The sequence below is a fragment of the Klebsiella sp. PL-2018 genome (assembly GCF_019048985.1).
GTDB lineage: Bacteria > Pseudomonadota > Gammaproteobacteria > Enterobacterales > Enterobacteriaceae > Klebsiella > Klebsiella michiganensis.
The window spans coordinates 2,404,433-2,430,238 of record NZ_CP077673.1 but is presented as its reverse complement, the minus strand read 5'-3'; the positions used below and the strand labels follow the sequence as shown (position 1 = coordinate 2,430,238).

Below are 25,806 nucleotides of genomic sequence, written 5' to 3'. Positions count from 1 at the left end.
ATCAGGCCACCTGTTCAATCGTTGTTGCCGCCTGCGCGGAAGCCAGCTGCATCTTGCTCGCCAGCGCGTCGAGCTTTTTGCTCAGGGTTTGCGGGATGGCCACGGTGGCGACGAAGCGGTCCGGACGCACCACGGCAATGGCGGTATCGTGCTGCGCGAACCAGCTTTTCAGGCGGTTTTGCGTATCGCCGATGCGGATAACGCCGGGCACGTTGTCCTGATCGCAATGAATCTGCACCTCCGGCACCACCTGGATAAAGCGCACCCCGACCGCGCGCCAGCGGGCTATTTGCTCATCGTTGAGCCCCCACTGCGGATTACAGCCCCAGGCGATAATGGCGAATCTGGCGCCAATCACCTCATCGAGCAGCGTCACCTGCCCGTTTTCCAGCGTCACCTTCGGCTGGATAAACATTTTGCCGACCGGGGACGTTTTGCTTTCGCCTTCCGCCAGCAGCGCGCCGTCGCGATACTGCGGCATCGGCTTGAAACGCATTTCAAGGAAGTAGCGTTTAACCGGCGGCAGATAGTTGAGCAGCCACGAAACGCCGTCGCGCACCGCGCCGTGCCAGCGTTTCGGCGGCGCCAGGACGTTGCCGGCGGTGACCGACAGGTCGATCATCGCTTTGGCGTGATCGCGCCGCTCCTGCTGGTAGCTGTCCAGCAGCGCCTCTCCGGCTTTGCCGTTCACCACCAGCGCCAACTTCCAGGCCAGGTTAAAGGCGTCGCGCATACCGCTGTTGTAGCCCTGCCCCTGCCACACCGGCATGATGTGCGCCGCGTCGCCCGCCAGCAGTACGCGATCGACGCGAAAGCGTTCGGCGATGCGCGCGTTGTGGGTGTAGACGCGCTGGCGAATCAGCTCGACGTTATCCGGGTCCGGCAGCACCTTGCTCAATAGCTGGCGCATCTTGCGCGGCTCGCTGAGCTGGGCTTCGGTTTCACCGGGCATGACCATAAATTCGAAACGCCGTACCCCGTGCGGCAGCGCGGCGGAGACGTACGGGCGCACCGGGTCGCAGCACAGGTAGACGTGCGGCGTCGCCAGCGGATCGTTGGCGATATCAATAACAATCCATTGATTCGGCGCGGTTTTGCCTTCGAAGGGTATATTCAGCGCGCGACGAATGAAGCTGGCTCCGCCGTCGCAGGCCACCAGCCAGTCGGCGCGCACGGTTTCCCGCTCGCCGTCGCTGCCTTTGACGTTCAGGGTGACACCGTCACTATTCTGGCTAAAGGCCTCTACTTCGCGGGAAAACAGGCAGCGCACGTGGGGGAAACGGCTGAGGCCGTCGTACAGCACCGCGTCCACCTGCGGCTGAATAAACGCATTGCGGCGCGACCAGCCAAACTCGTCGGTCATCGGCTGAATATCGGCAAAGCAGCGCCCTTTCGGGGTGAGAAAGCGCATCGCGTGCCACGGCGTAGTATGCGGCAGCACGTTGTCGACCAGCCCCACCGCCTGCATCGCCCGCAGCGCCTCATCGTCGATACCGATGGCGCGGGGATAATCGATCAGCGACTCGAGCTTCTCAATCAGCACGACGCTGACGCCCATCTGCCCGAGGTAGTTGGCGATGGTCAGGCCAACCGGACCGGCGCCGGCAATAGCGACCTGCGCGCTGTGCTGTACCGCGGGTTGGATATCAGGATTGGATGTTGTCATTTTCAAAACCTCACGCTTCGGACAAATTGCCGTCACCGCACAACCTTCAGCAGGGCAATTTGTTAACTAAATGTGAATTTATTTTTATTGTGAGGTCAGTATAGGGTCGGTGATTTGCGCTACAATCAAAACATTACCGGATGTGCACCAGGTGCACATGATTGTTTATAATGATTTTTATTGAGGACGCATGAACGAAAACGCTTCGGCAGATTACAAAACGGTGCGCGGATTGAGCCGCGGATTATTGTTATTAAATTTGTTAAATAAATTCGACGGAGGCGCGACGGTCGGCACCCTGGCCGAGTTTAGCGGCCTGCATCGCACGACCGTCAGGCGGCTGCTGGAAACGCTACAGGACGAGGGTTACGTGCGCCGCAGCCGCTCCGATGACAGCTTTCGCCTGACGATTAAAGTGCGTCAGTTAAGTGAGGGATTTCGTGACGAACATTGGATTTCTGCCCTCGCCACGCCGCTGCTTGGCGAACTGCTGCGCGAGGTTTTATGGCCGACCGACATCACCACCCTGGACGTCGATGCGATGGTGGTGCGCGAAACCACCCACCGCTTCAGCCGCCTCTCCTTCCACCGGGCGATGGTCGGCCGCCGCCTGCCGCTGCTGCTGACCGCTTCGGGATTAACCTGGCTGGCCTTCGCGCCGGAACACGAACGAAGCCCGATTGTTGAGATGCTGGCCGCCCGACCGGAAGCGGAGTATCAGCTGGCGCGCGAGCCGGAAAAACTGGCCGCCATCCTCGAACGCACCCGGCAAAACGGCTACGGCGAAAACTTTCGCGGCTGGCAGCAGGAGGAGAAAATCGCTTCCATTGCCGTCCCCATTCGCCGCCAGCAGCGGGTTATCGGCTGCCTGAACCTGGTCTATATGGCTAAAGCCATGACCATTGACCAGGCGGCGCAAAAGTACCTCGCCCCGCTGCAGAAGGTCGCTACCCGCATAGAAGAACGGATGTCCGATGAAGAGGTGTTTTACCAATAACCTTGTCCATAGGCGGTAAATAGCCCGCCAGCCATTGCGCCCGGCTTTGTTATATATTTTAATATACAACGATTCTTCCTTTGCCGCTGAGCCCACCATGTCCAGACATCCGCGCGTTTTCTTTGCTATGGCGCTGTTAAGCGCCAGCCTGTTCACCGGTCAGGCCTTTGCCGACCGCACCCTCACCGACCAGTTGGGTCGTGAAGTCACCCTCCCCGACCACGTCACCCGCGCCGTGGTGCTCCAGCATCAGACCTTAAACCTGCTGGTGCAGCTTAACGCCGCTGACGACGTCGTCGGCGTCATGAGCAGCTGGAAAAAGCAGCTTGGCCCGCAGTTTGCGCGCTTTATGCCGGCTATTGAGACACTACCGATGCCGGGCGATCTGACGCAGGTCAATATCGAGAGCCTGCTGGCGCTGCATCCCCAGGTGGTGTTCGTTGCCAACTACGCGCCGCCGGCGATGATCCAGCAGATCCAGGGCGCCGGGATCCCGGTGGTGGCGGTCTCTCTGCGCCAGGATGCCGCGGGTGAGAAAAACAAAATGAACCCGACGATGGCCGATGAAGAGCAGGCCTATAACGAGGGGCTGAAACAGGGGATCCGCCTGATTGGCGAAGTGGTCGGGCGTCAGGCTCAGGCCGAAGCGCTGATTCAATACACCTTCAGCGCGCGCAGGCTGGCTAACGCGCCGGTTGCCGATATTCCGCAAAACGAGCGGGTGCGGGTATATATGGCCAATCCGGACCTCAACACCTACGGCTCGGGCAAATATACCGGCCTGATGATGAAGCACGCCGGGGCGCTGAACGTTGCCGCCGCCAGCGTAAAGGGCGCGCGCCAGGTCTCGCTGGAGCAGGTGCTGCAGTGGGATCCGCAGGTGATTTTCGTGCAGGACCGCTACCCGGAGGTGGTCAAACAGATACAAAACGACCCGCAGTGGCAGAGCATTGACGCGGTCAAAAATCACCGCGTGTGGCTGATGCCGGAATACGCCAAGGCCTGGGGCTACCCGATGCCGGAGGCGCTGGCGATCGGCGAGCTGTGGATGGCGAAAAAACTCTACCCCTCACGCTACAACAGCGTCGATGTCGAGGCGAAGGCGCGGGAGTACTATCAGCGTTTCTACCGCGTGAAGTGGACGCCGGATGCGTAGTCATCGTCATCCGGCCCTGCTGCAATGTACCCTCGGGCTGGTGACGATCGTGATTGCAATCGCTTCACTCTGCCTCGGGCAGTATCCGTTAAGCCTGGCGGAAGTTTTTCGCCAGCTGGCGCATCTTCCTCCCCTCGACGGCGTCGCCGGCCAGGTGGTGTGGTCGGTGCGGCTGCCGAGGATCGTGATGGCGCTGCTGGCCGGCGGCGCGCTGGGGCTATGCGGGGCCACCTTACAGGGCGTGTTCCAGAATCCGCTGGTAGACCCGCATATCATCGGCGTCACCTCCGGTTCCGCCTTCGGCGGGACGCTGGCGATTCTGCTGGGGCTGAACGCCGCGCTGATGATGGCCTCGACCTTTCTCTTCGGCCTTGCCGCGCTGATGCTGATCTATCTGATAGCCGCGCTGCAGGGGCGCGAAAGCACCCTGGTGCTGATCCTCTCAGGCATTATCCTCAGCGGCTTTTTTGCCGCCCTGGTGAGCCTGATGCAGTACCTGGCCGATAGCGAAGAGACGCTGCCGAATATTGTTTTCTGGCTGCTCGGCAGCTTCGCCACCGCCAGCTGGCACAAAGTCCTGCTGATGGCGCTACCGGTAGCCTGCGCCGCGATGGTGCTGTTTAAGCTCCGCTGGCGGATTAACCTGCTGGCGCTGGAGGAGAAAGATGCCCGCGGTCTCGGGGTTGCGGTGACCGGGCTGCGTCGCGGGGTGCTGGTGTGCTGCGCGGTGCTGGTCGCCGCTCAGGTGGCGGTCAGCGGCAGCATCGCGTGGGTCGGGCTGGTGATCCCGCATCTGGCGCGGCTGCTGGCCGGCGCCGACCACCGGCGTCTTCTCCCTACCGCCTTCTGGCTCGGCGGCGGTTTTATGATCGTCGTCGATGACCTCGCCCGCACGCTGATCCAGGCCGAAATCCCCATTGGAATCATCACCGCGCTTCTTGGCGCGCCGCTGTTTACCTGGCTGCTGGTGCAGTCGCGACGCACAGGCGCGCGCTGATGACCCTTTCCCTACAGTTAAGCGACCTGCTCTACGGCCACAGCCGACCGCTGTTCGCACCGCTGAACCTGCAGTGCCGTTCCGGCGATATCTGGGCGGTGCTCGGCGCTAACGGCCGCGGCAAAAGCACTCTGCTCGATACCCTGACCGGCGTACTGACGCAGCTCGGCGGTGGGTTTACCTGCGCGGGCGGTCTCGCCATCGTGCCGCAGCATTTTCGCCCGGCTTTTGGCTGGCAGGTGCGCGACGTGGTGCTGATGGGACGGGCGCGCCACGTTAATCTGTTCGCTCAGCCAACAGCGGAAGACGAACGTGAGGTGCAGAAGGCGCTGGCGCAGCTGGGGATCGCGGCGCTGGCCGACAAGGCGTTTTGCGCGCTGTCCGGCGGCCAGCAGCAGCTGGTGCTTATCGCCAGGGCGCTGGTGGGCGCCAGCCAGAATATCCTGCTGGATGAACCCTGCTCGGCGCTGGATCTGGCCAATCAGCAGCTGGTGCTGCAGCTCATCAGCGACCTGGCCCATCGCCAGAAGCGGACGGTGCTGTTTACCACGCACGATCCGACCCACGCCCTGCAGGTGGCGAACCAGACCTTGCTGCTGCTGCCCGACGGTGAATGGCTGGCGGGAGAATCAGCCGCCGTACTGACGGAAGCGAATCTTCAGCGCGCGTATGGTTTAGCGGTACGCAAAGTCCATCCCCCCGGGTCGGCGCTGCCGCTGCTGGCTCCGCAGTTTACGATTCGTCGCTGATAGGCAAAAAACCGGCGTCTTTCAGTAAGCGCTGCCCCTCCGCGCCGAGGATAAAGCGGCACAGCCGCTGCGCCCCGGCGCTCTGTTCAATCTGCGCCAGCAGATAGTCGCAGCGAACATTCCACGCCGGCGGAATAAGCAGCGTGCGCAGATCGCTGCACGCCGCCATCTGCGCGGCGTAGTGCGCATAGCCGATAAACAGATCGGTTAAGTTTTCACGGATCAGCCACGCCCCGGCGATTTCTCCCGCCGGCACCGGCAGCGAGTCGCGGCCGCCTACCAGCGGACGCGCGCGCGCCATGATGGCGGCACCGACGCCGGGACAGCGCTCTTCAATGTGGGAGAAAAGCTGCCAGGTGTAGTCGCCTGAAGGGTCGCAGCCCGGCGTTGAGGTTGCCAGGCGTAAGTCCGGGTCGCTGAGCAGCGCCAGCCACTCCCGCGTCTCGGTTGTTGCGCCGCGGCGGGCGGTCAGCATCAGCTGATTCCGGGCGAACAGATAGCACGCCCCGGCCAGCCCGGCCTGACGCAGCGCCTGCGGATGTTGGCTATTGGCCGAGGCGAACACCGAGCACGGCTCTCCGCCCTCAATGCGCTCGCGCAGCAGCCCTGCCGGACCAAAATGGACCTCGACCGGGATGCCGGTCTGTTGCTGAAAGCGCGCCAGCAGCGGAATGAAAGCGCTTTTCAGGCTTCCCGCCGCCAGCAGCGTTAGGGAGGGAGTCATAAGAACCATCGCTATATAGTCATAAATACAGCGCTATAATAACGCAGGTTCAGGCCATTTCAGTAGCGAATTTCCGCCAGTTCGCGCAGCTGTTCCGGCGTTGCCACCGGCAGGTTAAAGAAGCGCAGATAGGCCGGGATCATTTCAAACAGCATGTCGGTGCCGCGCTGAATGGGGCAGCCCGCCGCCTGCGCCGCCTGCAGTAGCGGAGTGAACTCCTGGGCCATAACCACTTCACCGACAAAGGTGCCCGGCGTCAGGCGCTGCGGGTCCAGCGGCAGCGGATCGCCCTCTTTCATCCCCAGCGGCGTGGCGTTAACCACCAGATCGTGCCCCTGCGGATCGCGCTGCATCAGCGTAATGTCCAGCCGAGGATAGTGCTCAAGCAGACGCCCGGCCAGCGCTTCCGCCGTCTGCGAACAGATATCGTACAGCGTCAGGGCGCTGACGCCCGCCGCCGCCAGCGATGCGGCAATGGCCGAGCCGACGCCGCCGCTGCCCACCACCAGCGCCCGCGCCCCTCGCGTCTGGAAACCTTTACGCGTGATACCGAGGACAAAGCCTTCGCCGTCAAACATATCGCCGCTCAGCGTGCCGTCGGCTTCGGGACGGATCGCGTTACAGGCGCCCGCTATCGCCGCCGTTGGGCTAAGATGCTGCACCAGCCCGCAGGTGGCGATTTTGTGCGGCATGGTGACCAGCGCGCCAATAATATTGGTCATCTTAAACAGCATCGGCACAAAGGCGGCGTAATCCTCAGGCTTGACGCCCATCGGCACCACTTTGGCGTCAACCTGCTGATGAGCCAACCACGGGTTGTAAATCATCGGCGCTTTAAACTTCGCGGTCGGATAGCCAAGATGCGCTATCAGCCGCGTATTTCCACTAATCACCATTCCCTGCTCCTTTAACAACGACTGCATCACGTTACTGCGAAAGTTCGATACGCTTGACATCGCCCAGGATAAAGACATAAGCCGCCACGCCCAGCAGCGCTGCACCGCCGATATAAATCAGCGCGTAAAAGAAGTTGCCGGAGGCGGCAACAATGAAACCGATAATCAGCGGCGTCAGGATCCCTGCGAGGTTAGCGCAGAAGTTAAACAGGCCGCCGGTCAGACCGCCAAGGCCTTTCGGCGCGATGTCGGAGATCAACGTCCAGCCCAGCCCGACCATCCCCTGACCAAAAAAGGCGAAAGACATCACCAGAATCACCGCCAGATCGCTGGTCAGCCAGTTGGCGGAGATAATGGTGCTCGCCATTAGCAGACCGGCAATGATCGGCAGCTTACGCCCGAGGTTCGCCGAGCCGGTGGCCTTCAGCAGCTTATCGGAGACCCAGCCGCCGAACATCACGCCGCCCGCCGCCGCCAGAAACGGCATGATGGCGAAGAAGCCGACCTTAATCCACGGCATATGGCGCTCGGTGGCCAGATAGGTTGGAAACCAGGTCAGGAAGAAGACCAGCACCGTATTACCGGCAAACTGCCCGATGCTGGCGCCGAGAATCTGCCGTTTCGCCAGCAGCTGGCGGATCAGCGGCCAGCTAAAGGCGGTATGCTGCTCTGCGCCGGTGGACATTCCGCCGCCGTTGACGATGTGCTCGCGCTCCAGCTGATTGAGGTGTTTATCCTCATGCGGCTCGCGATAGCAGCGCCACCACACCAGCGCGAACATCACGCCGGCGGCGCCGACGCTAATAAATAGCGCGCGCCAGCCAAAGCTGCCCATTATCCAGAACAGCAGCGGCGCAAAACAGGCCAGCCCGAGATATTCGCCGACGGTATAGACCGCCGTCGCCTTGGCGCGCTCCTGCTGCGGGAACCAGGCGCTCACCACCCGGCTGTTCACCGGGAAACAGGGGGCTTCGCTGACGCCGAGGCCAAAACGGCACAGCAGCAGGGTTTTCAGGCCGACCGCCAGGCCGTGGAACATGGTGAATAGCGACCACAGGGTCAGCGCCAGAAAATAGGTGACTTTATTACCGAAGCGGTCAAGGAAGATGCCGCCGGGGATCTGCGCCAGCGCGTAGGTCCAGGCAAAGGCGGAGAATACGATGCCCATCATCGCGGCATCAATACCCAGCTCTGCGGTCAGCTGCGGCGCGGCAATCCCCAGCACCGTGCGGTCGAGATAGTTGATCATGGTGCCGACCGCCAGCAGCGCAAGAATACCGATACGCCGCCGGGAAGGCCGCGCGCCGGACGCGGCGGCGGCCGTCGTGTGATTATGGCTATAAGAGTTCATAGTCGTTTCCTGTCATAGGGTACAGCCGGATGTTGTTATTGTGTTTGCGACGTTGGGTTGTGAACCATTTGCTACATTACTAGGTGTACTGCATTGCTGACAAGCGTACAGCTGCATTTACAGCACCATAAAGTGCGTAACCGTTGCGCCGCTCGGTCAATTCAAAGAAAAAGCGTCCGGCAGAAAACGGGCGGGTATATAGGTGCAGGAATTCACCGCCGCTTCCGTCACGATCGTAAAGAATTTGATGATTCTTCAGCAGGTTGACCTGAATATCCTCGCCAAAACGGGCCAACAGATCCTCATAGTAGTTCCCCGGGATCGGCAGCGCGTTGACCGCAACCGGAGCCAGGCTGGCGAGCGTGGAGGGTAAATCGTGGCAGGCAAACGCCGCGTGCTGTAAACCTGCTCCCTGATAACAGGCTACCGAACGGGCAATTTGCGTGGCGCGGCTCTGCGAAATATTGAGCGCGAGACGAATATCGCCCTGCGGACTGCGCACCGCCAGGCTGCGCACCAGCCCGTAAGGATCGGGCAGGGTCTGCTCATGTTCGAGCGTAAAGCCGAATACGGTGCGGAAAAAGATAATCCAGTTATCGCGGCTGTCCGCTTCCATGCCGAGTGCCAGGTGATCGATACCCCGATAATCGTTGCGCGGCGTGACGTCCGCGCGCAGATGAAAATCACGGGTGTAGATATCGTCCCCCATCTCAATCAGATAAATAAGGCTGCCGTCCGGGGCGCAAACCGCCGGGATGGGGCTTTCGTTCGGCCCGGCATCGCCCTGCCAGGTGGCGTAGCCTAAGGCGCGGGCGCGTTCCACGATCGCCGCGCTCTGGCTGACGCGCAGCGCCATGGCGCAGAGGGAAACCCCGTGACGCTGGTGAAAATGATCGGCCCAGCTATGCGGCTGGGCGTTAACCACCACCCTCGCCCCACCGTTGCGCCAGAGGGCGACGCGTTTTGAGCGATGCGTCCCCTCTTCGGCAAAGCCGAGCTGCGTCAGCCTGTGTCCGAGTTCGCCCGCCTGCGCCGGCGTGGCGGCAAACTCGATAAACTCCAGCCCGGCGTAGAGGGGCAGTTCAGCGGGGGAAAACAGCGGCGCCCGGCTTTCCGGCAGCCGCTGACGGACCTGCTCTTCCAGCCACAGCAGCGAGCGATAGCCATCTTTCGCCGTCGCGCCGTTGGGCGATGCGCGGAAGCTGTCGTTAAAGATCTCCAGCGACCAGGGGCCACAGTAGCCGCGGCGGGTAAGATCGCAGGCAAACTCCACCAGCGGCAGCTGCCCCTGGCCGGGAAAACAGCGGAAGTGGCGGCTCCATTCGAGAATATCCATTTTCATCAGCGGCGCGTCGGCCATCTGTACAAAGGTGATTTTTTCCAGCGGCACGTCCGCCAGCTGCGCCAGCGTATCGCCGCGCGCCAGCACGTGGAAACTGTCGAGCACGATGCCCAGCGCCGGGCTATCGACGCTTTTGACCCGCGCCCACGCCTGATGCCAGCGGTTGACGTGGGTGCCCCAGGCCAGCGCCTCGTAGCCAATCGTGATGTGTTCCCGCTCCGCCAGCGCAGCAAGAGTCGGCGACCTGCAGCTCGACATCGGCGGAACAGTCCGGCTGAACGTTGCTGCACAGCAGCAGGGTGTCGCAGCCCAGCTCGTGCATAAGCGCAAATTTGCGCCTGGCGCGTTCCATGTTGGCGGCGAACTGGGCGCGGCTGGCGCCTTCAAAATCACGAAATGGTTGAAAAAGCGTGATTTTTAGCCCTAAATCTGCCGCCAGGTGGCGGATATCGGCCGGCGTACCGGTATAATAGAGCAGATCGTTTTCGAAGATCTCGACGCCCTGATAGCCCGCCGCTGCGATGGCATGGAGCTTTTCGGGTAAGGTACCGGAGATCGAGACGGTGGCGATGGAACGCAACATAGAGTCCTCGGGTCATTAGCTGACTTAGTGACCTGAATATGTATCATTTGGTTCAAATGCGCCATGATTGGTTGCAAAATTGTGATCAATATGTGTATTTTTTGCATCTCAAGAAAAGGAGCCGTTATGTCCGTCGTTGCTCATGATGAAGCGCTGTCTCTGAAAGAGCGGATCTTCGCCGCCGCCATTACCGTTTTCGCCGAGCATGGACTGTCGGGCGCGCGGATGGAGCAAATCGCCACCGAAGCGCAGACCACCAAACGCATGGTGGTCTACTACTTCAAGACCAAAGAGCTGCTTTATCAGGCCGTGCTGCAGCACGTCTACGCGAGGATCCGCGAAACCGAGCAGCAGCTCGGGCTGGAAAACGTACCGCCGGTAGAGGCGCTGGTGCAGCTGGTGAAGTGGAGCGTGCGCTATCACGCCACGCACGCTGACTATATGCGGGTGATCTGTATGGAAAACATGCAGCGCGGGAAATGGCTGAAAAGTTCAGGTCAACTGAAACCGCTGAACCGCACCGCCCTGTCGATCCTGGAAGATATTCTTCAGCGCGGGCAGCAGCAAGGGGTGTTTCAGGCAGGGCTGGAAGCGCGCGATGTGCATCGATTAATCAGTAGCTTTAGCTTCTACCAGGTATCAAACTTTTATACGTTCAGCAGCCTCTACCTGGACGATCCGATGCCGGCTATTGATGATGAAGCGATGGTCGCCCACCACTGCGATATTGCCGTCAAGGCGGTTATTCGCTTTGTGATTTCCTGAAGCGCGCGGGAAACGCCCGGCGGCGGCTAGTTTCCGGAAAGCGCATGGACCACCTTCTCCATCGCTTCCTGCGTCAGCGCGGAACGTTTGATTTTCGGGTTCGCCAGGGCGGTACGCACCACGCCGGCGATAACGATATGCTTTGGCTCCTGACCCAGGTCGCGCATCTCCAGCACGACTTTGCCCACTACGCGGCACATTTCCTGATACAGCGCCTCATCTTTGGCTGTGTTTCCCATTCTATTTCACTCTCAATTTTTTCATTATCAATCAAATCATTATTGATATATTTCCTGAGTAAATCAAACCAGCTCCGCGTTTGTGCCTCAGAGACCGCTTTTCCCTGGCAAACTTGTGAATAAACCCGCGTTTCCGCCCTCTTTATCTTGTCAGGTGATGAAAAACTGTGTTGCGCATAAGCGTAGGATTAGTTTGCATTTTGTTAAGTATATAACTATAGAAATGAAACATGGTTTTCATTTTCTTTTTTGGATTTGGCAACGTATAATGCCCAACAAATTCTTATTGAATGGTTTCAGCGCATTGGATTGCATGACTAAACGCATAACACGTTGCCTCTTTTCATGGGCTGAACCGCCAGCACACATTCTTCTGCACGCTCTTTTGTTGTCACCTATCCTTAGAGCGTGGCATAGCAACTTTCGTAATACAGGTTTAACTCTGCGGCAGTGCGCCCACGGAGTCAGATTCCCCATCCCTATCCTTCACAACTTAAAGATTAAACTGTCATGAAAAAGACCAAAATTGTTTGCACCATCGGTCCGAAAACCGAATCCGAAGAGATGTTGACCAAAATGCTGGACGCTGGCATGAACGTTATGCGTCTGAACTTCTCTCACGGTGATTACGCGGAACACGGTCAGCGCATCCAGAACCTGCGCAATGTGATGAGTAAAACCGGTAAGAAAGCGGCAATCCTTCTGGATACCAAAGGTCCGGAAATCCGTACCATTAAGCTGGAAGGCGGCAACGACGTTTCTCTGAAAGCGGGCCAGACCTTTACCTTCACCACCGACAAATCCGTTGTCGGTAATAACGAAATCGTTGCGGTGACCTATGAAGGTTTCACCAGCGACCTGAGCGTCGGCAACACCGTACTGGTTGACGATGGTCTGATCGGTATGGAAGTCACCGCTATCGAAGGCAACAAAGTTGTTTGTAAAGTACTGAACAACGGCGACCTTGGCGAGAACAAAGGCGTTAACCTGCCGGGCGTGTCTATCGCTCTGCCAGCGCTGGCCGAAAAAGACAAGCAGGACCTGATCTTCGGTTGCGAACAGGGCGTTGACTTTGTTGCGGCCTCCTTTATCCGTAAGCGTTCTGACGTTGTTGAAATCCGTGAACACCTGAAAGCCCACGGCGGCGAGAAGATCCAGATCATCTCCAAAATTGAAAACCAGGAAGGCCTGAACAACTTCGACGAGATCCTCGAAGCCTCTGACGGCATCATGGTTGCGCGTGGCGACCTGGGCGTTGAAATCCCGGTTGAAGAAGTGATCTTCGCGCAGAAGATGATGATCGAAAAATGTATCCGCGCGCGTAAAGTCGTTATCACCGCGACTCAGATGCTGGATTCTATGATCAAAAACCCGCGTCCGACCCGTGCGGAAGCAGGCGACGTGGCTAACGCCATCCTCGACGGCACCGACGCAGTTATGCTGTCCGGCGAATCCGCAAAAGGTAAATACCCGCTGGAAGCGGTCACCATCATGGCGACCATCTGCGAGCGTACCGACCGCGTGATGACCAGCCGTCTTGAATACAACAACGACAACCGTAAGCTGCGCATCACCGAAGCGGTTTGCCGCGGTGCGGTTGAAACGGCTGAAAAACTGGAAGCGCCGCTGATCGTTGTGGCAACCCAGGGCGGTAAATCCGCGCGCGCCGTACGTAAATACTTCCCGGATGCCACCATCCTGGCGCTGACCACCAATGAAACGACCGCGCGTCAGCTGGTGCTGAGCAAAGGCGTTGTGGCGCAGCTGGTTGAAGATATCTCTTCTACCGATGCCTTCTATATCCAGGGTAAAGAGCTGGCGCTGCAGAGCGGCCTGGCGCGTAAAGGCGACGTGGTTGTTATGGTCTCCGGCGCGTTGGTCCCGAGCGGAACCACCAATACCGCTTCCGTGCACGTGCTGTAATAATTTACAGGTTAATTAGTATTTCCTTTAAAAGCGCCTCTTCGGGGCGCTTTTTTTTATTCTGGCACTAGCCGCTATTAATAAAAATGCAAATCGGAATTTACTATTTAATGCGAGATTATCTAAGATGAATCCGATGGAAGCGCGCTGTTTTCACTCGCCTTTTTAAAGTTACGTGATGATTTCGATGCTTCTTTGAGCGAACGATCAAAAATAAGTGCATTCAGGTAAAAAAATATTCTCATCACAAAAAAGTTTGTGTAATACTTGTAACGCTACATGGAGATTAACTCAATCTAGAGGGTATTAATAATGAATCGTACTAAACTGGTACTGGGCGCGGTAATCCTGGGTTCTACTCTGCTGGCTGGTTGCTCCAGCAATGCTAAAATCGATCAGCTGTCTTCTGACGTTCAGACTCTGAACGCTAAAGTTGACCAGCTGAGCAACGACGTGAACGCAATGCGTTCCGACGTTCAGGCTGCTAAAGATGACGCAGCTCGCGCTAACCAGCGTCTGGACAACGCAGCTACTAAATACCGCAAGTAATAGTATCTGTGTAATAAAAATGGCGCACATTGTGCGCCATTTTTTTTGCCTTACCTTTTCCCGCCTACTGCACCCTTTTCGCTTCATCTACCGGCGTATTATTCTGTACCGACAGGCTCGACGCGGTGCTTCCGCTAGCCGATACCACCACCGGATATCCTGCCCGCCGGGTCAGCGCGCGTTTAAGCTGCGCCTCATCAACCGCTTTATCCCCCGAGAATTGATGAAACTCCGCCGGAAGCGTATAGGCCATGGTCTGCGCATTGCTGGCCTCATCCGGCGTCAACGGGCGATGAACTTCAACATAGCGCTTACCGTCCGGCTCCACGGCGAACTTGACCGGCTGGTTGATAATCCGTACCGGCGTCCCGCTTTTCACCTGATTGAATAAAGACTGGATATCCGCCGCGTTCATGCGCATACAGCCGGAGCTGACGCGCAGACCCACGCTGTCCGGCGCGCTGGTGCCATGAATCAGATATTCACCGTTACCGTATGCCAGGCGGAGCGCATAGCGGCCTAGCGGGTTATTCGGCCCTGCGGGCACGACCGGCGGCAGTTTAATCCCCTTCTCCAGCGAACGGGCGCGGATGCCCGCCGTCGGCGTCCAGGTGGGGTTCGGGATTTTCTGCCCTATGCGGGTCGTCATCTCCGGCGTCTCCAGCCCCTGCTGACCAATCCCCAGGGGATAGACCTGCACCTGATTGACGCCCGGCGGGAAGTAGTACAGACGCAGCTCGGCCAGGTTGACGACGATGCCCTCGCGCGGCACGTCCGGCAGCAGCATCTGCGAAGGTATCAGCACCTGAGTACCCGGTTTAGGCTGCACCGGCGCAATGGTATCGTTCGCTTCAAGGATCAGCATCGCCGCCGTATCAAAACGACGGGCAATCGCCTGCAGGTTGCGGTCACCCTCCTGTACCGTCCAGAACTGGTTCTCACCAATCAGACGACTGTTGGCAGGAGGAAGGGGATAATCAACGGCCCAGGCGGCGTGGGACGCGCTGAGGGCGCTCAGAAGGGCAATGGTGATAAGAGAAGCGCGTTTCATACTGAGATTCCTTCTTTCGCTGATAAAACGCCAGGCCTGTTATGCACGACGGGAGGCGAGCCTCCCGTCGTGCATAACAGAATGAAATCTACTGTTTTATTCTAGCTAAGATTTGCTGCTTTCGCGCGAATTGCGCGGATCATGGCTTCCAGTCCTTGCGACCGCGAGGGGGTAAGGTGCTGCGTCAGGGCCATTTTTTCAAACCACGGACGCACATCAAACGCGGTGATATCTTTGGCCGTCATCTGGTCATAGAGGATAAACACCACAGCGATAAGGCCTTTGACGATGGCCGCATCGCTGTCGCCGCGAAGCGCAATCGCGCCGCTCTGCTCCTGCGTCATCACGATCCACACCTGGCTCTGGCAGCCCTGAATGATGTTCTGCGCGGTGTGTTCCTCCGGGCTCAGCGGCGCCAGGCGCTGACCCAGTTCAATAATATAGAGATACTTCTCTTCCCAGTTTGCACAACGGCTAAAGTTGCGCAGCAGTTTGTCTCTGTCCGGTAACGCCGCCATAGTTGCTTCCTTTAGCTTAATAATTTGTGGATCCGCTGTAGCCCCGCTACCAGTCGGTCCACCTCCTCCGTCGTATTGTACATCGCCAGCGATGCCCGACACATGGCCGGCACGCCGTAGAACGCCATCAGCGGCATGGCGCAGTGGTGCCCGGTCCGCACCGCAATACCGTAGTTATCGAGGAAGCTGCCGACATCATAAGCATGATGTTTGCCGAGATTAAAGGCGATCGCTCCCAGGCGATCTTGCGGGCCGTAAAGGGTTAAATCCGCCACGTTCTCCAGCGCCTGCAGCGCGTAGCGCATCAGGGTCTGTTCATATTCCGCGATGTGCGTCAGCCCCAGCGCGCTGACGTAATCCAGCGCCGCGCCCAGCCCGATGATGCCGCCGGTATTCGGCGTTCCCGCCTCGAAGCGCCACGGCGCTTTTGCCCAGGTCGTGCCTTCCGTCAGGCTGACCGTGGCGATCATCGACCCGCCCCCTTCCCACGGCGCCATCTCCTGCAAAATGTCCTGCGTGACGTAGAGCACGCCGATGCCGGTGGGACCGTACAGCTTGTGGGCGGAGAAGGCGTAAAAGTCGCACTCCAGCGCCTGCACGTCCACCGGATGGTGCATCACCGCCTGCGCGCCGTCCACCAGCACTTTGGCGCCGTGCTGATGGGCCAACGCCGTCAGAGCGGCGATGGGATTTTCGGTTCCCAGCACGTTCGATACCTGGGTAATGGCCAGCAGGCGGGTACGCTCGTCAAACAGGCCGGGGATCGCATCCAGCTGCAGCGTACCGTCCTGATTCAGCGGGATCACCCGCAGCTGCGCCCCCACTCTGGCGCACAGCATCTGCCACGGCACGATATTGGCGTGATGCTCCATCGCGCTGACGATGATGTTGTCGCCCGCGCCGACGTTGGCGTTTCCCCAGCTGTTCGCTACGAGGTTAATGCCTTCCGTGGTGCCGCGAACAAACACCAGTTCCTCCGCCGAGCGGGCGTTGAGGAACGTCGCCGCCCGCTGGCGCACCTGCTCCATGCTCGCCGTAGCTTCCGCGCTGAGGGTATGAATGCCGCGATGCACCGCCGCATAGCCGTGGCGGTAAAATTCCGCCTCGGCGTTAATCACCGCCTCCGGCTTCTGCGCGCTGGCGGCGCTGTCGAGGTAGGCCAGCGGCTGGCCATTAACCTCGCGATTGAGAAGCGGGAAATCCGCGCGCACGCGTTCCACAGAAAATGTCATGCCTTACCTCCCGGCAAACGCTGGCCTATACGCGCCAGTATCTGCTGCCTGAGCGCCTCATCGTCGATCGCTTCCGTGAGCTCCGCGGCAAAGGCGTAAAGAATCATCTGCTGCGCCGCCTGCTGCGTAATGCCGCGCGAGCGCAGATAAAACAGCTGTTCGTCATCAATACGCCCGATGGTCGCCCCGTGGCTGCACTTCACGTCGTCAGCGTAAATCTCCAGCTGCGGTTTGGTATCCACTTCGGATAAGCGGCCCAGCAGCAGGTTGTTGTTGGTCATCTGGCCGTCGGTTTTGATCGCATGCTGCGCGACGTTAATCAGGCCATTAAACACCGCCCGCCCTTTATCGTTGACGATGGTTTTATGCAGCTGGCGGCTGTTACAGTACCCAACCTGATGATCGAGCCAGGTGCGACTGTCGCAGACTTCGCCGTTGACCGGCATCGCCAGCGAGTTAATCCGCAGGGTGCTGTTTTCCCCCTTCAACTGCGTGCTGGTGTGGTGGCGCAGCACCGAGCTACCGAGCAGAAAACTGCTGCTAAAAGCGGAGGCGTCGCGCCCGAGCGCCAGGTCGTTATGGGCAAAGTGGTAGCTTTGCGCGTTCTCAAACGCCAGCTTGATATGCTGCAGGTGGGCGTTATCCGCCACGGTCATCGTCAGCCTTGCGCCGGTAAAGTGGCGCTCATCGTTAAGGCTCAGATAGTGTTCGATGATGGTCGCCTGCGCGCCGCTCTCCAGCGCCAGATGGTGGCGATAGTGGGCGGTGTTCATTTCATCGCTCGCCAGCCCGCGCGTCAGGTGCATAATCAGCAGCGGTTTATCCGGGCGCTGGTTGCGCCTGACCCGAATATGGGTAACGGTGGTCGCCAGGCTTTCGGTCAAATGCAGAAACACTTCGGGCTGAACGGCGTCAGGCAGCTGCTGACGCTCGTTATCCACCTGCACTTCATAGCCGCTGGCGGCCAGATCGTCGCTCAGGCTCGCGCTAAACTGACCATCAACAAACACCAGCCGCCATGCCTCTACCGTTAGCGCCAGTTCGTCGCGCCGGGCCGCCGTCAGCGTCTGCGGCTGAGCGGCGACAAAGGTCTGATTTAGTAGCGCGTCCAGCGGGGTATATTTCCAGTTTTCGTGTTTACGCGTTGGCAACCCCAGGCGCAGCAGCTGTTGCAGGTGCTGATGCGCCTGCGGGCTGCGCTGCCCGCTTTGGGACTCAAACAGATGGTGCCACTGCTGCAGCGCGTTACTGCTGTTCGGTAAGCCAGCCATAGCCCTGCTCCTCCAGTTGTTTGACCAGAGTAAAATCGCCGGATTTGACGATTCGCCCCTGGTACAGCACGTGGACGTAATCCGGCTTGATATAATCGAGAATGCGCTGATAGTGGGTGACGATAATAAAAGAGCGCTTGCCGTCGCGCAGGGAGTTGACGCCGTCAGAGACAATCTTCAGCGCGTCGATATCCAGCCCGGAATCGGACTCGTCCAGGATGCACAGCTCCGGTTCCAGCACCGCCATCTGCAGGATATCGTTGCGCTTTTTCTCGCCGCCGGAGAAGCCGACGTTAACCGAGCGGGTCAGCAGATCCTCCGGCATCTTCAGCAGCTTTATTTTGTCTTCCATCAGGTCCTGGAAGTCAAAACGGTCAAGCTGCTCCTGGCCACGATAGCTGCGCACGGCGTTGAGCGCGGTTTGCAGGAAAAACTGATTGCTGACGCCGGGAATTTCCACCGGATACTGGAAGGCCATAAAGATGCCTTCACCGGCACGATCTTCAGGGGAGAGTTCCAGTAAATCCTTGCCTTTAAACGCCACGCTGCCGCCGGTCACTTCATAGTCTTCACGCCCGGCCAGCGTAGCGGAGAGCGTACTTTTCCCGGAGCCGTTTGGGCCCATAATGGCGTGCACTTCGCCGGGGCGAACCTCCAGATCCAGCCCGCGCAGGATCGCTTTGTCTTCAACGGCGACCTGCAAATTTTTTATACTTAACATCTTATTTCCTTTGTTATCAGCCGACGCTGTGTTCAAGGCTAATCGCCAGTAATTTTTGCGCTTCTACGGCAAACTCCAGCGGCAGCTCTGAGAAGACGTCTTTACAGAAACCGTTGACGATCATCGAAATCGCATCGTCTTCGCTGATTCCGCGCTGCAGGCAGTAGAACAGCTGATCTTCGCCGATACGGGAGGTGGTCGCTTCGTGCTCCAGCTGCGCGCTGTTGTTGCGGCATTCCACGTACGGGAAGGTATGCGCCCCGCTGTCCGGGCCAATCAGCATGGAGTCACACTGGGTGAAGTTGCGCGCGTTGGTCGCCGTCGGCATGATTTTGACCAGACCGCGATAGCTGTTCTGGCTGTGGCCGGCGGAAATGCCCTTCGAGATAATCGTCGAACGGGTGTTTTTGCCGATATGGATCATCTTGGTGCCGGTGTCCGCCTGCTGATGGCCGCTGGTCAGCGCCACCGAGAAGAATTCGCCGATGGAGTTATCCCCGCGCAGAATGCAGCTCGGATACTTCCAGGTGATCGCCGAGCCGGTTTCCGACTGGGTCCACGACATTTTGCTATTCTCGCCTTCGCACAGGGCGCGCTTGGTGACGAAGTTGAGGATCCCGCCGGTATTGTTGTCGCCGGGGAACCAGTTTTGCACCGTGGAGTACTTCACCTCGGCGTCTTTATGAATAATCACCTCGACCACCGCCGCGTGCAGCTGGTAGCTATCGCGTACCGGCGCCGAACAGCCTTCGATATAGCTCACGTAGCTGCCTTCGTCGGCCACCAGAATGGTGCGTTCGAACTGGCCGGTTTTTTCCGCGTTGATGCGGAAATAGGTCGACAGCTCCATCGGGCAGCGTACGCCTTTGGGCACATAGATAAAGGTGCCGTCGGACGCCACCGCCGCGTTGAGGGCGGCAAAGAAGTTGTCGTTGCCCGGCACCACGGTGCCGAGGTATTTCTTCACCAGTTCCGGGTGATCGTGGATCGCTTCGCCGAAGGAACAGAAAATAATCCCCTGTTCCGCCAGCTTTTCGCGATAGGTGGTCGCCACCGAAACCGAGTCAAAAATGGCGTCGACGGCCACTTCCCGTCCTTCCCGCACCGGCACGCCGAGAAGGTTAAACGCCTCTTCGACTTCGCTGGTCAGAAACGCGCTGGACCCCGTTTGCTGCAGCGCGCCGGGCTCAGAGGCGCAGGTATCATCGCAGTTGCCGCAGGAGGGGGCTGAATAATAGCTGTAATCCTGATAGTTCAGCTTGTCGTAGTGCGCCTTCAGCCAGTGCGGCTCTTCCATCGCCTGCCAGGCCTTAAACGCGTTCAGACGAAACTCCAGCATCCATTCAGGCTCATTGCGGCGCGCAGAAATCGCCCTGACCACCTCTTCATTTATGCCTTTCGCCAGCTCATCGGTCCGTAGCTGAGTGAAAAAGCCCTCTTTATAGTTGAGTGGCCCGCCGCTCCAGGTTTTGACATCGTCAGTTGCTTCAGTATTACGAGACATAGTTACTCCGCCTGAACGCCAAAACTTTCGCCGCAGCCGCATTCGTGCTGGGCTTTAGGGTTATGAAATTTGAAGATTTGATTTAAGCCTTCGCGAACGTAATCGAGCTCGGTGCCGTCGATAAACGGCATCGCCTGCAGCGGCGCCCACAGCTTCGCGCCATCGCGCTCAAATAACAGATCGTCTTTCGCCGGTTCAGCAATTAGCTCGAGAACGTAGCCAAAACCGGCGCAGCCGCTGGTTTTAACGCCAAGCCGCAGCCCCTGCATATCCGGCTGTTTGCGGACCAGATCGCGAATATGGGCGGCGGCGGCTGGGGTCATGACCAGCCCACGCCAGCTAAAATCTTCGGGATTGAAAGTTCCTGCATGTGAATTCATCGCTCTACCTCATAGGTTGACGCCATCGGGCCATATCGCTATGTTAGTGATAATGATTATCACTTCAACCCATGCAGAGAAGGGGTATTTCCCCATTCAGTGCTTTTTATAAGCATAGACCCTGACAGAAGAGATATCGGAGATGGAATAAATTGTTCAATGCATTGATTAATAATGCATTTCAGTGACAGAAAGGTAGAAATTGCAGGAAAGTTAAAATATGCATCGGAAATACCTATTTTTGAGATAGCGAATTTGCGTTGCACAGAACCCGCCGTGAAGGGCAAAAGAGTCACAATCACGTACTGCGGGTAAAAAGGAGAAATGGCGGACGTTATCTTTCCCGGTCATGAGGCAAAAAGACCGCGATAACCACGGAAATTAAAAGGGCAGCGCCATGGCGGCGATCAAGGCGCTACCGCGTATCGCTAAACGGATGCCCGTTTAATTGTACTGCAGCGTCATGACCACAACGGCACTGACGCTTCCGGGCGTCGCACCGCCTGACACCGATTTTACCGAGGCCTGCATAGCCAGGGTTGCGGTTCTGTCAGCCGCGATATTGTGGGTGATGCTGGAACCCGTTCCCTTTAGCGCGCCGCTGCCCGCTTCACTCATCGCTACCGCCACGTTGGTTGCCGTACCGCTATTCAGATAATAGTCAGGACCGGCAAGCGGATCGGGAGTGCCGGTGAAGGAGGCCGTTACGCTGCGCGTTCCCGCCGGACAGTTGGTAAACAGCAAATTAAAGGCCACAGGGTCGGAGGATGACCCGGGCGTGGCCATGTTGGTTGCCTGAATATCGCCCAGATTGACATCGAGGTTGCTGTTTCCCCCATTGAATATACAGGGCGAGGCGACAATATTTCCCGTCACCCCCATCGTCACGCTGTCGGCAGAAAAAACGTTCCAGCACAGCAACGTCAGAATAAGCAATTTTTTATGGCGTATTTTCATTTTTTCACCCGTTACTGGTACGTCAAATTAAGCGTGGCGGTCGCATTTGCCGAGCCGGACTCAACGGAAGTTAAGGTCTGATAATAACGGGCCGTCAGCGGCAGCGTTTCTTGCCCGCCCGATGACCGTTTTAATAACAGCGGGCTATTGATGGACAGCGGCGCGCCATTATATAAAAGCTGCACGCCGACGCCTTTTGCCGTCCCGGCGCTGCCCTGCCCCGTTAATGCCATTACGCTGGGGTTGGCGCTATCGGGATTTTGTACGCCGCTCAGCGAAACGGTGATATTGGTGCCGGCGCTGCAGCTTAACCCCAGATTTTGCGTATTCTGCGCGCCAGCGGGCGTGGTGCCTACCGTCGAGCCGAACGTTGAAGCGGGAATATCGCCAATGATGAAGTTCAACTGAGGCGTAGTGATACTGCAGGCCAGGGCGTTGATTGTCCCATCGGTCAGCGTTGCGGTCAGGCCATCACGGTAGACGCCGTCGCTGCCCTGGAGCGTCACCACCCCGATCGTTCCCGGCGTTAATGCGCCTGATGATACCTGCCCGGTCACCACCAGCTGTATGTTACCGCCGTACCAGTCGACATAAGAGGTCTGTGCGTTATAGGAGAATGTATTACTCGGATTTTCAAAATAAGCGTTTGATGAAAAACGAATACCAATACCGCTAATATTAGTGTTGTAAACGTGATTACCGTAGCTGCTCAGCGTCGCATTATTATATCGCATGCTGAAACCCAGCATGAGTGGGTTAGTACAGCCGGAAAGGTAAGAGCCCGTATATGTCCCGCCCCCCGAAAAAATAACGGTCCCGACCGGCGCATCACGCGGTACGGTAATCGTTCCCACGGACAGAGTGGAGATCTGCGGGGTAATGGTGGTGCAGGTTCCGGCACGCGCGCTATTCCATCCGGCTATCAAGCCGAGCAAAATAACAGAGTAAATCAATCTCATGTTTAACGTTCCTGGTGGCAACTGGCGCTAACTTCTGTTATTCCAGCGTAGGTTGATTGTTTCGGCAGGCTGAAATCAGCACGGCACTGTTGGCTGGACTGGCGGCCCCACGTGACGAAGATCGCCCCCTGCTCGCGCATTCCGCTTAAAAAAACCTGGCCGCGATCGCCAACGATAAAGCTGCTCTTATTATCATCCGCAAGCGTCACCACCGCCCCGAACGGCACGAAGCGGTTATTGTCGGTTAAGGTCATCAGGACCCTGCGCCCCACTTTGGAAAGATAATCGGCGCGCACCACCGCGCCTCGCGTCGGGGTAACCGTGTCGGTGTTTATCTCCAGCTCTACATCCTCAGGCATATTTTGCGGATCGAGCGTCAGGTCGTTTTTTCGATAGACGGAAATATTGCTGACGACCGTATATCCCCGGTAGTCCGTGCGCGCGCCGGGTTGGTTGCGAATATTCACGCCGTGTGCGCCGGGGGCTTTTATCAGGGCATTGGTTTCACCGAGCGGTTGGGAAAGCGTGATACCATCGGCGTGGGCGATAACGCCCCCCTGCAGACCATAATTAAGCCGCTCGCTGTTTTTGTCGTAGCTATACCCCGCCGTCACTTCGCCGTACGTCCCTTTATAGTCACCGTTCATATTGCCGGTGTAACCCACGCCATCCGTACCGTAACCCTGCTGGACGTTCCAGTTCAGCGAGTTGTTCTCCAGCGCGACCCCGTTCATGCCGATATTATGCGTCGTTCCACCATTCTTGCTGGCGTTCATGCCATAGCTGGCCCACGTTTGCGGGAGGAATTTATCCAACGGTACGCTGACGTTAAACGCCAGCAGCTGGTCGTGGGCGCTGTTATTCGCGCTGTCGTTTGACGTCGCGCTGCCATTTTTGCTGTATGTCCAGGTCAGGCCGTAGCTGATATTGCGCCAGTAGTTGTTGTATCCGACGCTCCACGAAGCCATCGACCTGGCGGAGTTCCAGTAATCTTCCCTCGCCGCGCTGAGGGTTAGCGATCCCAGTTCGCGGCTCAGCGTCTGGCTCATCGTCAGCTCCGCGCGGTTACGCCTGCGGTCCTGCAGCGCGCTGCTGTCTCCATATGAGTCCAGAACTTCCTGCATCCCGTAATAGCCGCTGGTGGAATAGCGGTATCCCGCAATGGAAAAGTTGGTCCCGGTATCGATGAAGTTTTTGCTGTATCGCGCTCGCCAGGATTGGCCGCGCGATTTTTCCGTTTTATCCGGCGTTGACCAGGCCTGCGTGACATCCGTGGAGATTGCGCCTAACGCCCCCATATTTTTACCCACGCCGAATGCCAGCGACTGATATTTGCTTGACTCCTGCAGGCCGCCATAGAGGGTAAAGCCATGCTGCAGGCCATAAATTGCCGTTGCCTGCCCGAAAGGGGTTTTATCCACGCTGCTGTTATATGAACGATACTGCCCGCCGGTGATGGCGTATTTGAACCGGCCTTCCCGCTGCAGTACCGGCAGCGAGGCGTAGGGCAGCGTGAAGTGCTGTTCGCTGCCATCGGCTTCCTTAATCGTCACGTCGAGATCGCCTGCCCCGCCGGTAGGATACATATCCGTGATTTCAAAGGCGCCCGGCGCAACGTAGCTTTGGTAGATCTGGTAGCCGTTCTGGCGCACCACGACCTGCGCATTGGTTCGGGCAATGCCGCGTACTACGGGCGCATAGCCCTTAAGAGAATCCGGCAGCATGTCGTCATCGGATGCCAGCTGGCCGCCGCGAAACGGCATACTGTCGAACACGTCGGCAGGCGCAGAGCTGTCACCAACGGTAAGCTGGGCTTTCAGAGGAATAATGGCCCGCTGCGCGTAGGTATAAACGGTATCCCATTTATCCTGGCCGGAGGACTCCCGTGACCAGGTGGTATAGTTGCGAAAACGCCACGGCCCTATATTGATCCCCGGACGCAGGTTCGCATACTGGCTGTCGCTTCTGCCGCCCTGGCCCGTTTTCGCCCGAGTGTTCGCTCCGCTCAGGCTGTAATTGAGCAATGCCGCAGTAATCCCCTCATCCCACATTTCCGGCGGTACATAGCCCCTGGCCGGCAGGTCGATCGCCGCCTGGGGAATGCTGATAACCAGCCGCTGGGCGCCAAACTGAAAATCAGCGCTGGCTTGCGGAATAGCCTGGAGATTGGCGCAATCACTATTTTCTACCGACAGCTGGGGAAAAAGTTCGGTTTTCACTCCCCACTGTTTTAATTGTTCCACGCTCAGACAGGGCTGCAATACCTCATTACCGCCCCCGGTCTTTGCCATCGAAAAAGGAATATCCCGGGTGTCCATTAACTGGTCATCAAGAATAATATCCACATGGTATGTTCCCGGCGCCTGAGAGCCCGATTCAAAAGCCGATAAATCCGCTTTGCCCACGCCGGGATTATCCAGCTCTACCAGGGCCGTATTAAACGAATCACTGGCATACAGTTCCGGAGAGAAACCGCTCAACACTATGGCGATAAGCGTAGCCAGACGAGCAGGTCGCAACTTATTATTTTTTATTGTCATCGCTATTACCTATTTAACGCTGGGCTTGCCATTTGTTCAGGGATTACAAACTGGCTTGATGTGACGGACCGGGGCTGCCGTAGTCATTAATAACTTTAAATGTCAGGGCATTGCCGGAGGCCCCGTCCGGCAAGCGGAACCGGGTGGTCGAACCCGGCATGACGTAGGTCACCTGGGCAAGCATTTTTCCGCCCACGGTAATTTCATTGAAATTAATGACGTAAGGCGTTGGGTTATTAACCTGAAGTTCATTGCCCCTTCTTTGCCAGGTGAGTTTATTTGCCTGTTCCTCCGGCGTTGAGGCGCGAAGCGTAACGGGACGATAAATCAGCTTGATACGCGTTTTTACGGCAATTTGCAGGGAGTTCATCTGCTTTGATGCCGAGGGAATCGCTTTAATATTTATCCAGAATAAACTTTCTTTGGCCTGAGGCAGTGAACCTGTCGCGACAATTCGCTCAATATTTTTTTGTCCGCTGTCGAGGCGATACATCGGCGGTGTAATAATAAAAGGCGCTTTACCAGAACCACCTTCCTGCTCATCTATCCATGACTGAATTAAATAAGGCGTCGCATCAGGATTATTAACGCTGATTGACGCTTCTTTTTTTGCACCATCGAAAATGATCCGCGTGCCGCCAATAATTACCCCGGCAGTGGCGGTTGCCTGCACCAGCGTTAACATTGTTATCGCCAGGCCAATTGTTCTGATAAAACGCATTTAATACCTCTTAAA

The 25,806-nt window shown here is 57.8% G+C and carries 23 protein-coding genes and 1 pseudogene; 7 read left to right on the top strand and 17 right to left on the bottom strand.

What is annotated here, in order from left to right; translation table 11 throughout:
* Position 1: 1 nt before the first annotated feature.
* A complete protein-coding gene (locus MKleb_RS11240) occupies positions 2–1,666 on the bottom strand; it encodes a bifunctional 3-(3-hydroxy-phenyl)propionate/3-hydroxycinnamic acid hydroxylase (protein WP_025108201.1) in 1,665 nt (554 codons plus the stop codon).
* A gap of 190 nt (positions 1,667–1,856) precedes the next feature.
* On the opposite strand from MKleb_RS11240, the gene MKleb_RS11235 reads away from it, so the two are divergent.
* The 4 genes from MKleb_RS11235 to MKleb_RS11220 all read left to right on the top strand — a co-directional run bounded on the left by MKleb_RS11235 (position 1,857) and on the right by MKleb_RS11220 (position 5,565).
* Positions 1,857–2,663 carry a DNA-binding transcriptional regulator gene (locus MKleb_RS11235; protein WP_025108202.1) on the top strand — a complete coding sequence of 269 codons (807 nt, stop codon included), beginning with the start codon at positions 1,857–1,859 and terminating at the stop codon, positions 2,661–2,663.
* 97 nt (positions 2,664–2,760) lie between these two features.
* Complete coding sequence (locus MKleb_RS11230) at positions 2,761–3,819, top strand: ABC transporter substrate-binding protein (protein ID WP_025108203.1); 1,059 nt, start codon at positions 2,761–2,763, stop codon at positions 3,817–3,819.
* Positions 3,812–4,816, top strand: a complete 1,005-nt coding sequence (locus MKleb_RS11225) for a FecCD family ABC transporter permease (protein WP_217076661.1) — start codon at positions 3,812–3,814, stop codon at positions 4,814–4,816. The genes MKleb_RS11230 and MKleb_RS11225 overlap by 8 nt, the downstream gene beginning before the upstream one ends.
* Positions 4,816–5,565: an ABC transporter ATP-binding protein gene (locus tag MKleb_RS11220; RefSeq protein WP_025108205.1), complete on the top strand. Its 750-nt coding sequence runs from the start codon at positions 4,816–4,818 to the stop codon at positions 5,563–5,565. The genes MKleb_RS11225 and MKleb_RS11220 overlap by 1 nt, the downstream gene beginning before the upstream one ends.
* Here the strand turns inward: MKleb_RS11220 and MKleb_RS11215 are convergent.
* The 4 genes and pseudogenes from MKleb_RS11215 to MKleb_RS11200 form a co-directional block, all read right to left on the bottom strand.
* Positions 5,549–6,289, bottom strand: coding sequence for a substrate-binding domain-containing protein (locus MKleb_RS11215; RefSeq protein ID WP_025108206.1), 741 nt, complete (start codon positions 6,287–6,289; stop codon positions 5,549–5,551). The two genes, MKleb_RS11220 and MKleb_RS11215, sit on opposite strands and share 17 nt — an antisense overlap.
* Before the next feature lie 59 nt (positions 6,290–6,348).
* A complete protein-coding gene (locus tag MKleb_RS11210) occupies positions 6,349–7,185 on the bottom strand; it encodes a shikimate dehydrogenase family protein (RefSeq protein ID WP_025108207.1) in 837 nt (278 codons plus the stop codon).
* 31 nt (positions 7,186–7,216) lie between these two features.
* Positions 7,217–8,536 (bottom strand): MFS transporter, encoded by a 1,320-nt coding sequence (locus tag MKleb_RS11205; protein ID WP_004851724.1) that lies wholly within the window; start codon positions 8,534–8,536, stop codon positions 7,217–7,219.
* 79 nt (positions 8,537–8,615) lie between these two features.
* A pseudogene (locus tag MKleb_RS11200) lies at positions 8,616–10,461 on the bottom strand (bifunctional sugar phosphate isomerase/epimerase/4-hydroxyphenylpyruvate dioxygenase family protein).
* Positions 10,462–10,587: 126 nt separating this feature from the next.
* On the opposite strand from MKleb_RS11200, the gene MKleb_RS11195 reads away from it, so the two are divergent.
* Positions 10,588–11,226 carry a TetR/AcrR family transcriptional regulator gene (locus tag MKleb_RS11195; RefSeq protein WP_025108209.1) on the top strand — a complete coding sequence of 213 codons (639 nt, stop codon included), beginning with the start codon at positions 10,588–10,590 and terminating at the stop codon, positions 11,224–11,226.
* Positions 11,227–11,252: 26 nt separating this feature from the next.
* Here MKleb_RS11195 and fumD read toward each other — a convergent pair whose 3' ends face one another.
* A complete protein-coding gene (gene fumD, locus MKleb_RS11190) occupies positions 11,253–11,465 on the bottom strand; it encodes a fumarate hydratase FumD (RefSeq protein WP_004851729.1) in 213 nt (70 codons plus the stop codon).
* A gap of 510 nt (positions 11,466–11,975) precedes the next feature.
* On the opposite strand from fumD, the gene pykF reads away from it, so the two are divergent.
* Both pykF and lpp read left to right on the top strand, forming a co-directional pair.
* Entirely contained in the window at positions 11,976–13,388 is a 1,413-nt protein-coding gene (pykF, locus tag MKleb_RS11185) for a pyruvate kinase PykF (RefSeq protein WP_004119183.1), read from the top strand.
* A 312-nt stretch (positions 13,389–13,700) separates the two neighbouring features.
* Positions 13,701–13,937 (top strand): murein lipoprotein Lpp, encoded by a 237-nt coding sequence (gene lpp / locus MKleb_RS11180; RefSeq protein WP_003029373.1) that lies wholly within the window; start codon positions 13,701–13,703, stop codon positions 13,935–13,937.
* A gap of 64 nt (positions 13,938–14,001) precedes the next feature.
* Here the strand turns inward: lpp and ldtE are convergent, their stop codons facing one another.
* From ldtE to MKleb_RS11125, 11 genes are all read right to left on the bottom strand, one after another.
* Positions 14,002–14,988 carry a L,D-transpeptidase LdtE gene (gene ldtE, locus MKleb_RS11175; RefSeq protein ID WP_004851735.1) on the bottom strand — a complete coding sequence of 329 codons (987 nt, stop codon included), beginning with the start codon at positions 14,986–14,988 and terminating at the stop codon, positions 14,002–14,004.
* 101 nt (positions 14,989–15,089) lie between these two features.
* A complete protein-coding gene (gene sufE, locus MKleb_RS11170; protein WP_004851737.1) occupies positions 15,090–15,506 on the bottom strand; it encodes a cysteine desulfuration protein SufE in 417 nt (138 codons plus the stop codon).
* 11 nt (positions 15,507–15,517) lie between these two features.
* Positions 15,518–16,738, bottom strand: a complete 1,221-nt coding sequence (gene sufS / locus MKleb_RS11165) for a cysteine desulfurase SufS (RefSeq protein ID WP_025108210.1) — start codon at positions 16,736–16,738, stop codon at positions 15,518–15,520.
* A complete protein-coding gene (sufD, locus tag MKleb_RS11160) occupies positions 16,735–18,009 on the bottom strand; it encodes a Fe-S cluster assembly protein SufD (RefSeq protein WP_025108211.1) in 1,275 nt (424 codons plus the stop codon). Before sufD ends, sufS begins: the two co-directional genes overlap by 4 nt.
* Positions 17,984–18,730 carry a Fe-S cluster assembly ATPase SufC gene (gene sufC / locus MKleb_RS11155; protein WP_004851743.1) on the bottom strand — a complete coding sequence of 249 codons (747 nt, stop codon included), beginning with the start codon at positions 18,728–18,730 and terminating at the stop codon, positions 17,984–17,986. The genes sufD and sufC overlap by 26 nt, the downstream gene beginning before the upstream one ends.
* Before the next feature lie 16 nt (positions 18,731–18,746).
* Entirely contained in the window at positions 18,747–20,234 is a 1,488-nt protein-coding gene (sufB, locus tag MKleb_RS11150; protein ID WP_004851745.1) for a Fe-S cluster assembly protein SufB, read from the bottom strand.
* 2 nt (positions 20,235–20,236) lie between these two features.
* The gene (gene sufA, locus MKleb_RS11145; RefSeq protein ID WP_004119171.1) at positions 20,237–20,614 is read right to left on the bottom strand and encodes a Fe-S cluster assembly scaffold SufA; all 378 of its coding nucleotides are present in this window, start codon (positions 20,612–20,614) and stop codon (positions 20,237–20,239) included.
* A gap of 444 nt (positions 20,615–21,058) precedes the next feature.
* Positions 21,059–21,571 carry a fimbrial protein gene (locus MKleb_RS11140; protein ID WP_025108212.1) on the bottom strand — a complete coding sequence of 171 codons (513 nt, stop codon included), beginning with the start codon at positions 21,569–21,571 and terminating at the stop codon, positions 21,059–21,061.
* Positions 21,572–21,582: 11 nt separating this feature from the next.
* On the bottom strand, positions 21,583–22,530 hold the full coding sequence (locus MKleb_RS11135) for a fimbrial protein (RefSeq protein WP_025108213.1): 948 nt from the start codon (positions 22,528–22,530) through the stop codon (positions 21,583–21,585).
* Positions 22,531–22,532: 2 nt separating this feature from the next.
* Positions 22,533–25,070 carry a fimbria/pilus outer membrane usher protein gene (locus MKleb_RS11130; protein ID WP_025108214.1) on the bottom strand — a complete coding sequence of 846 codons (2,538 nt, stop codon included), beginning with the start codon at positions 25,068–25,070 and terminating at the stop codon, positions 22,533–22,535.
* A gap of 43 nt (positions 25,071–25,113) precedes the next feature.
* Positions 25,114–25,791, bottom strand: coding sequence for a fimbrial biogenesis chaperone (locus MKleb_RS11125; protein WP_217076659.1), 678 nt, complete (start codon positions 25,789–25,791; stop codon positions 25,114–25,116).
* Positions 25,792–25,806 lie beyond the last annotated feature (15 nt).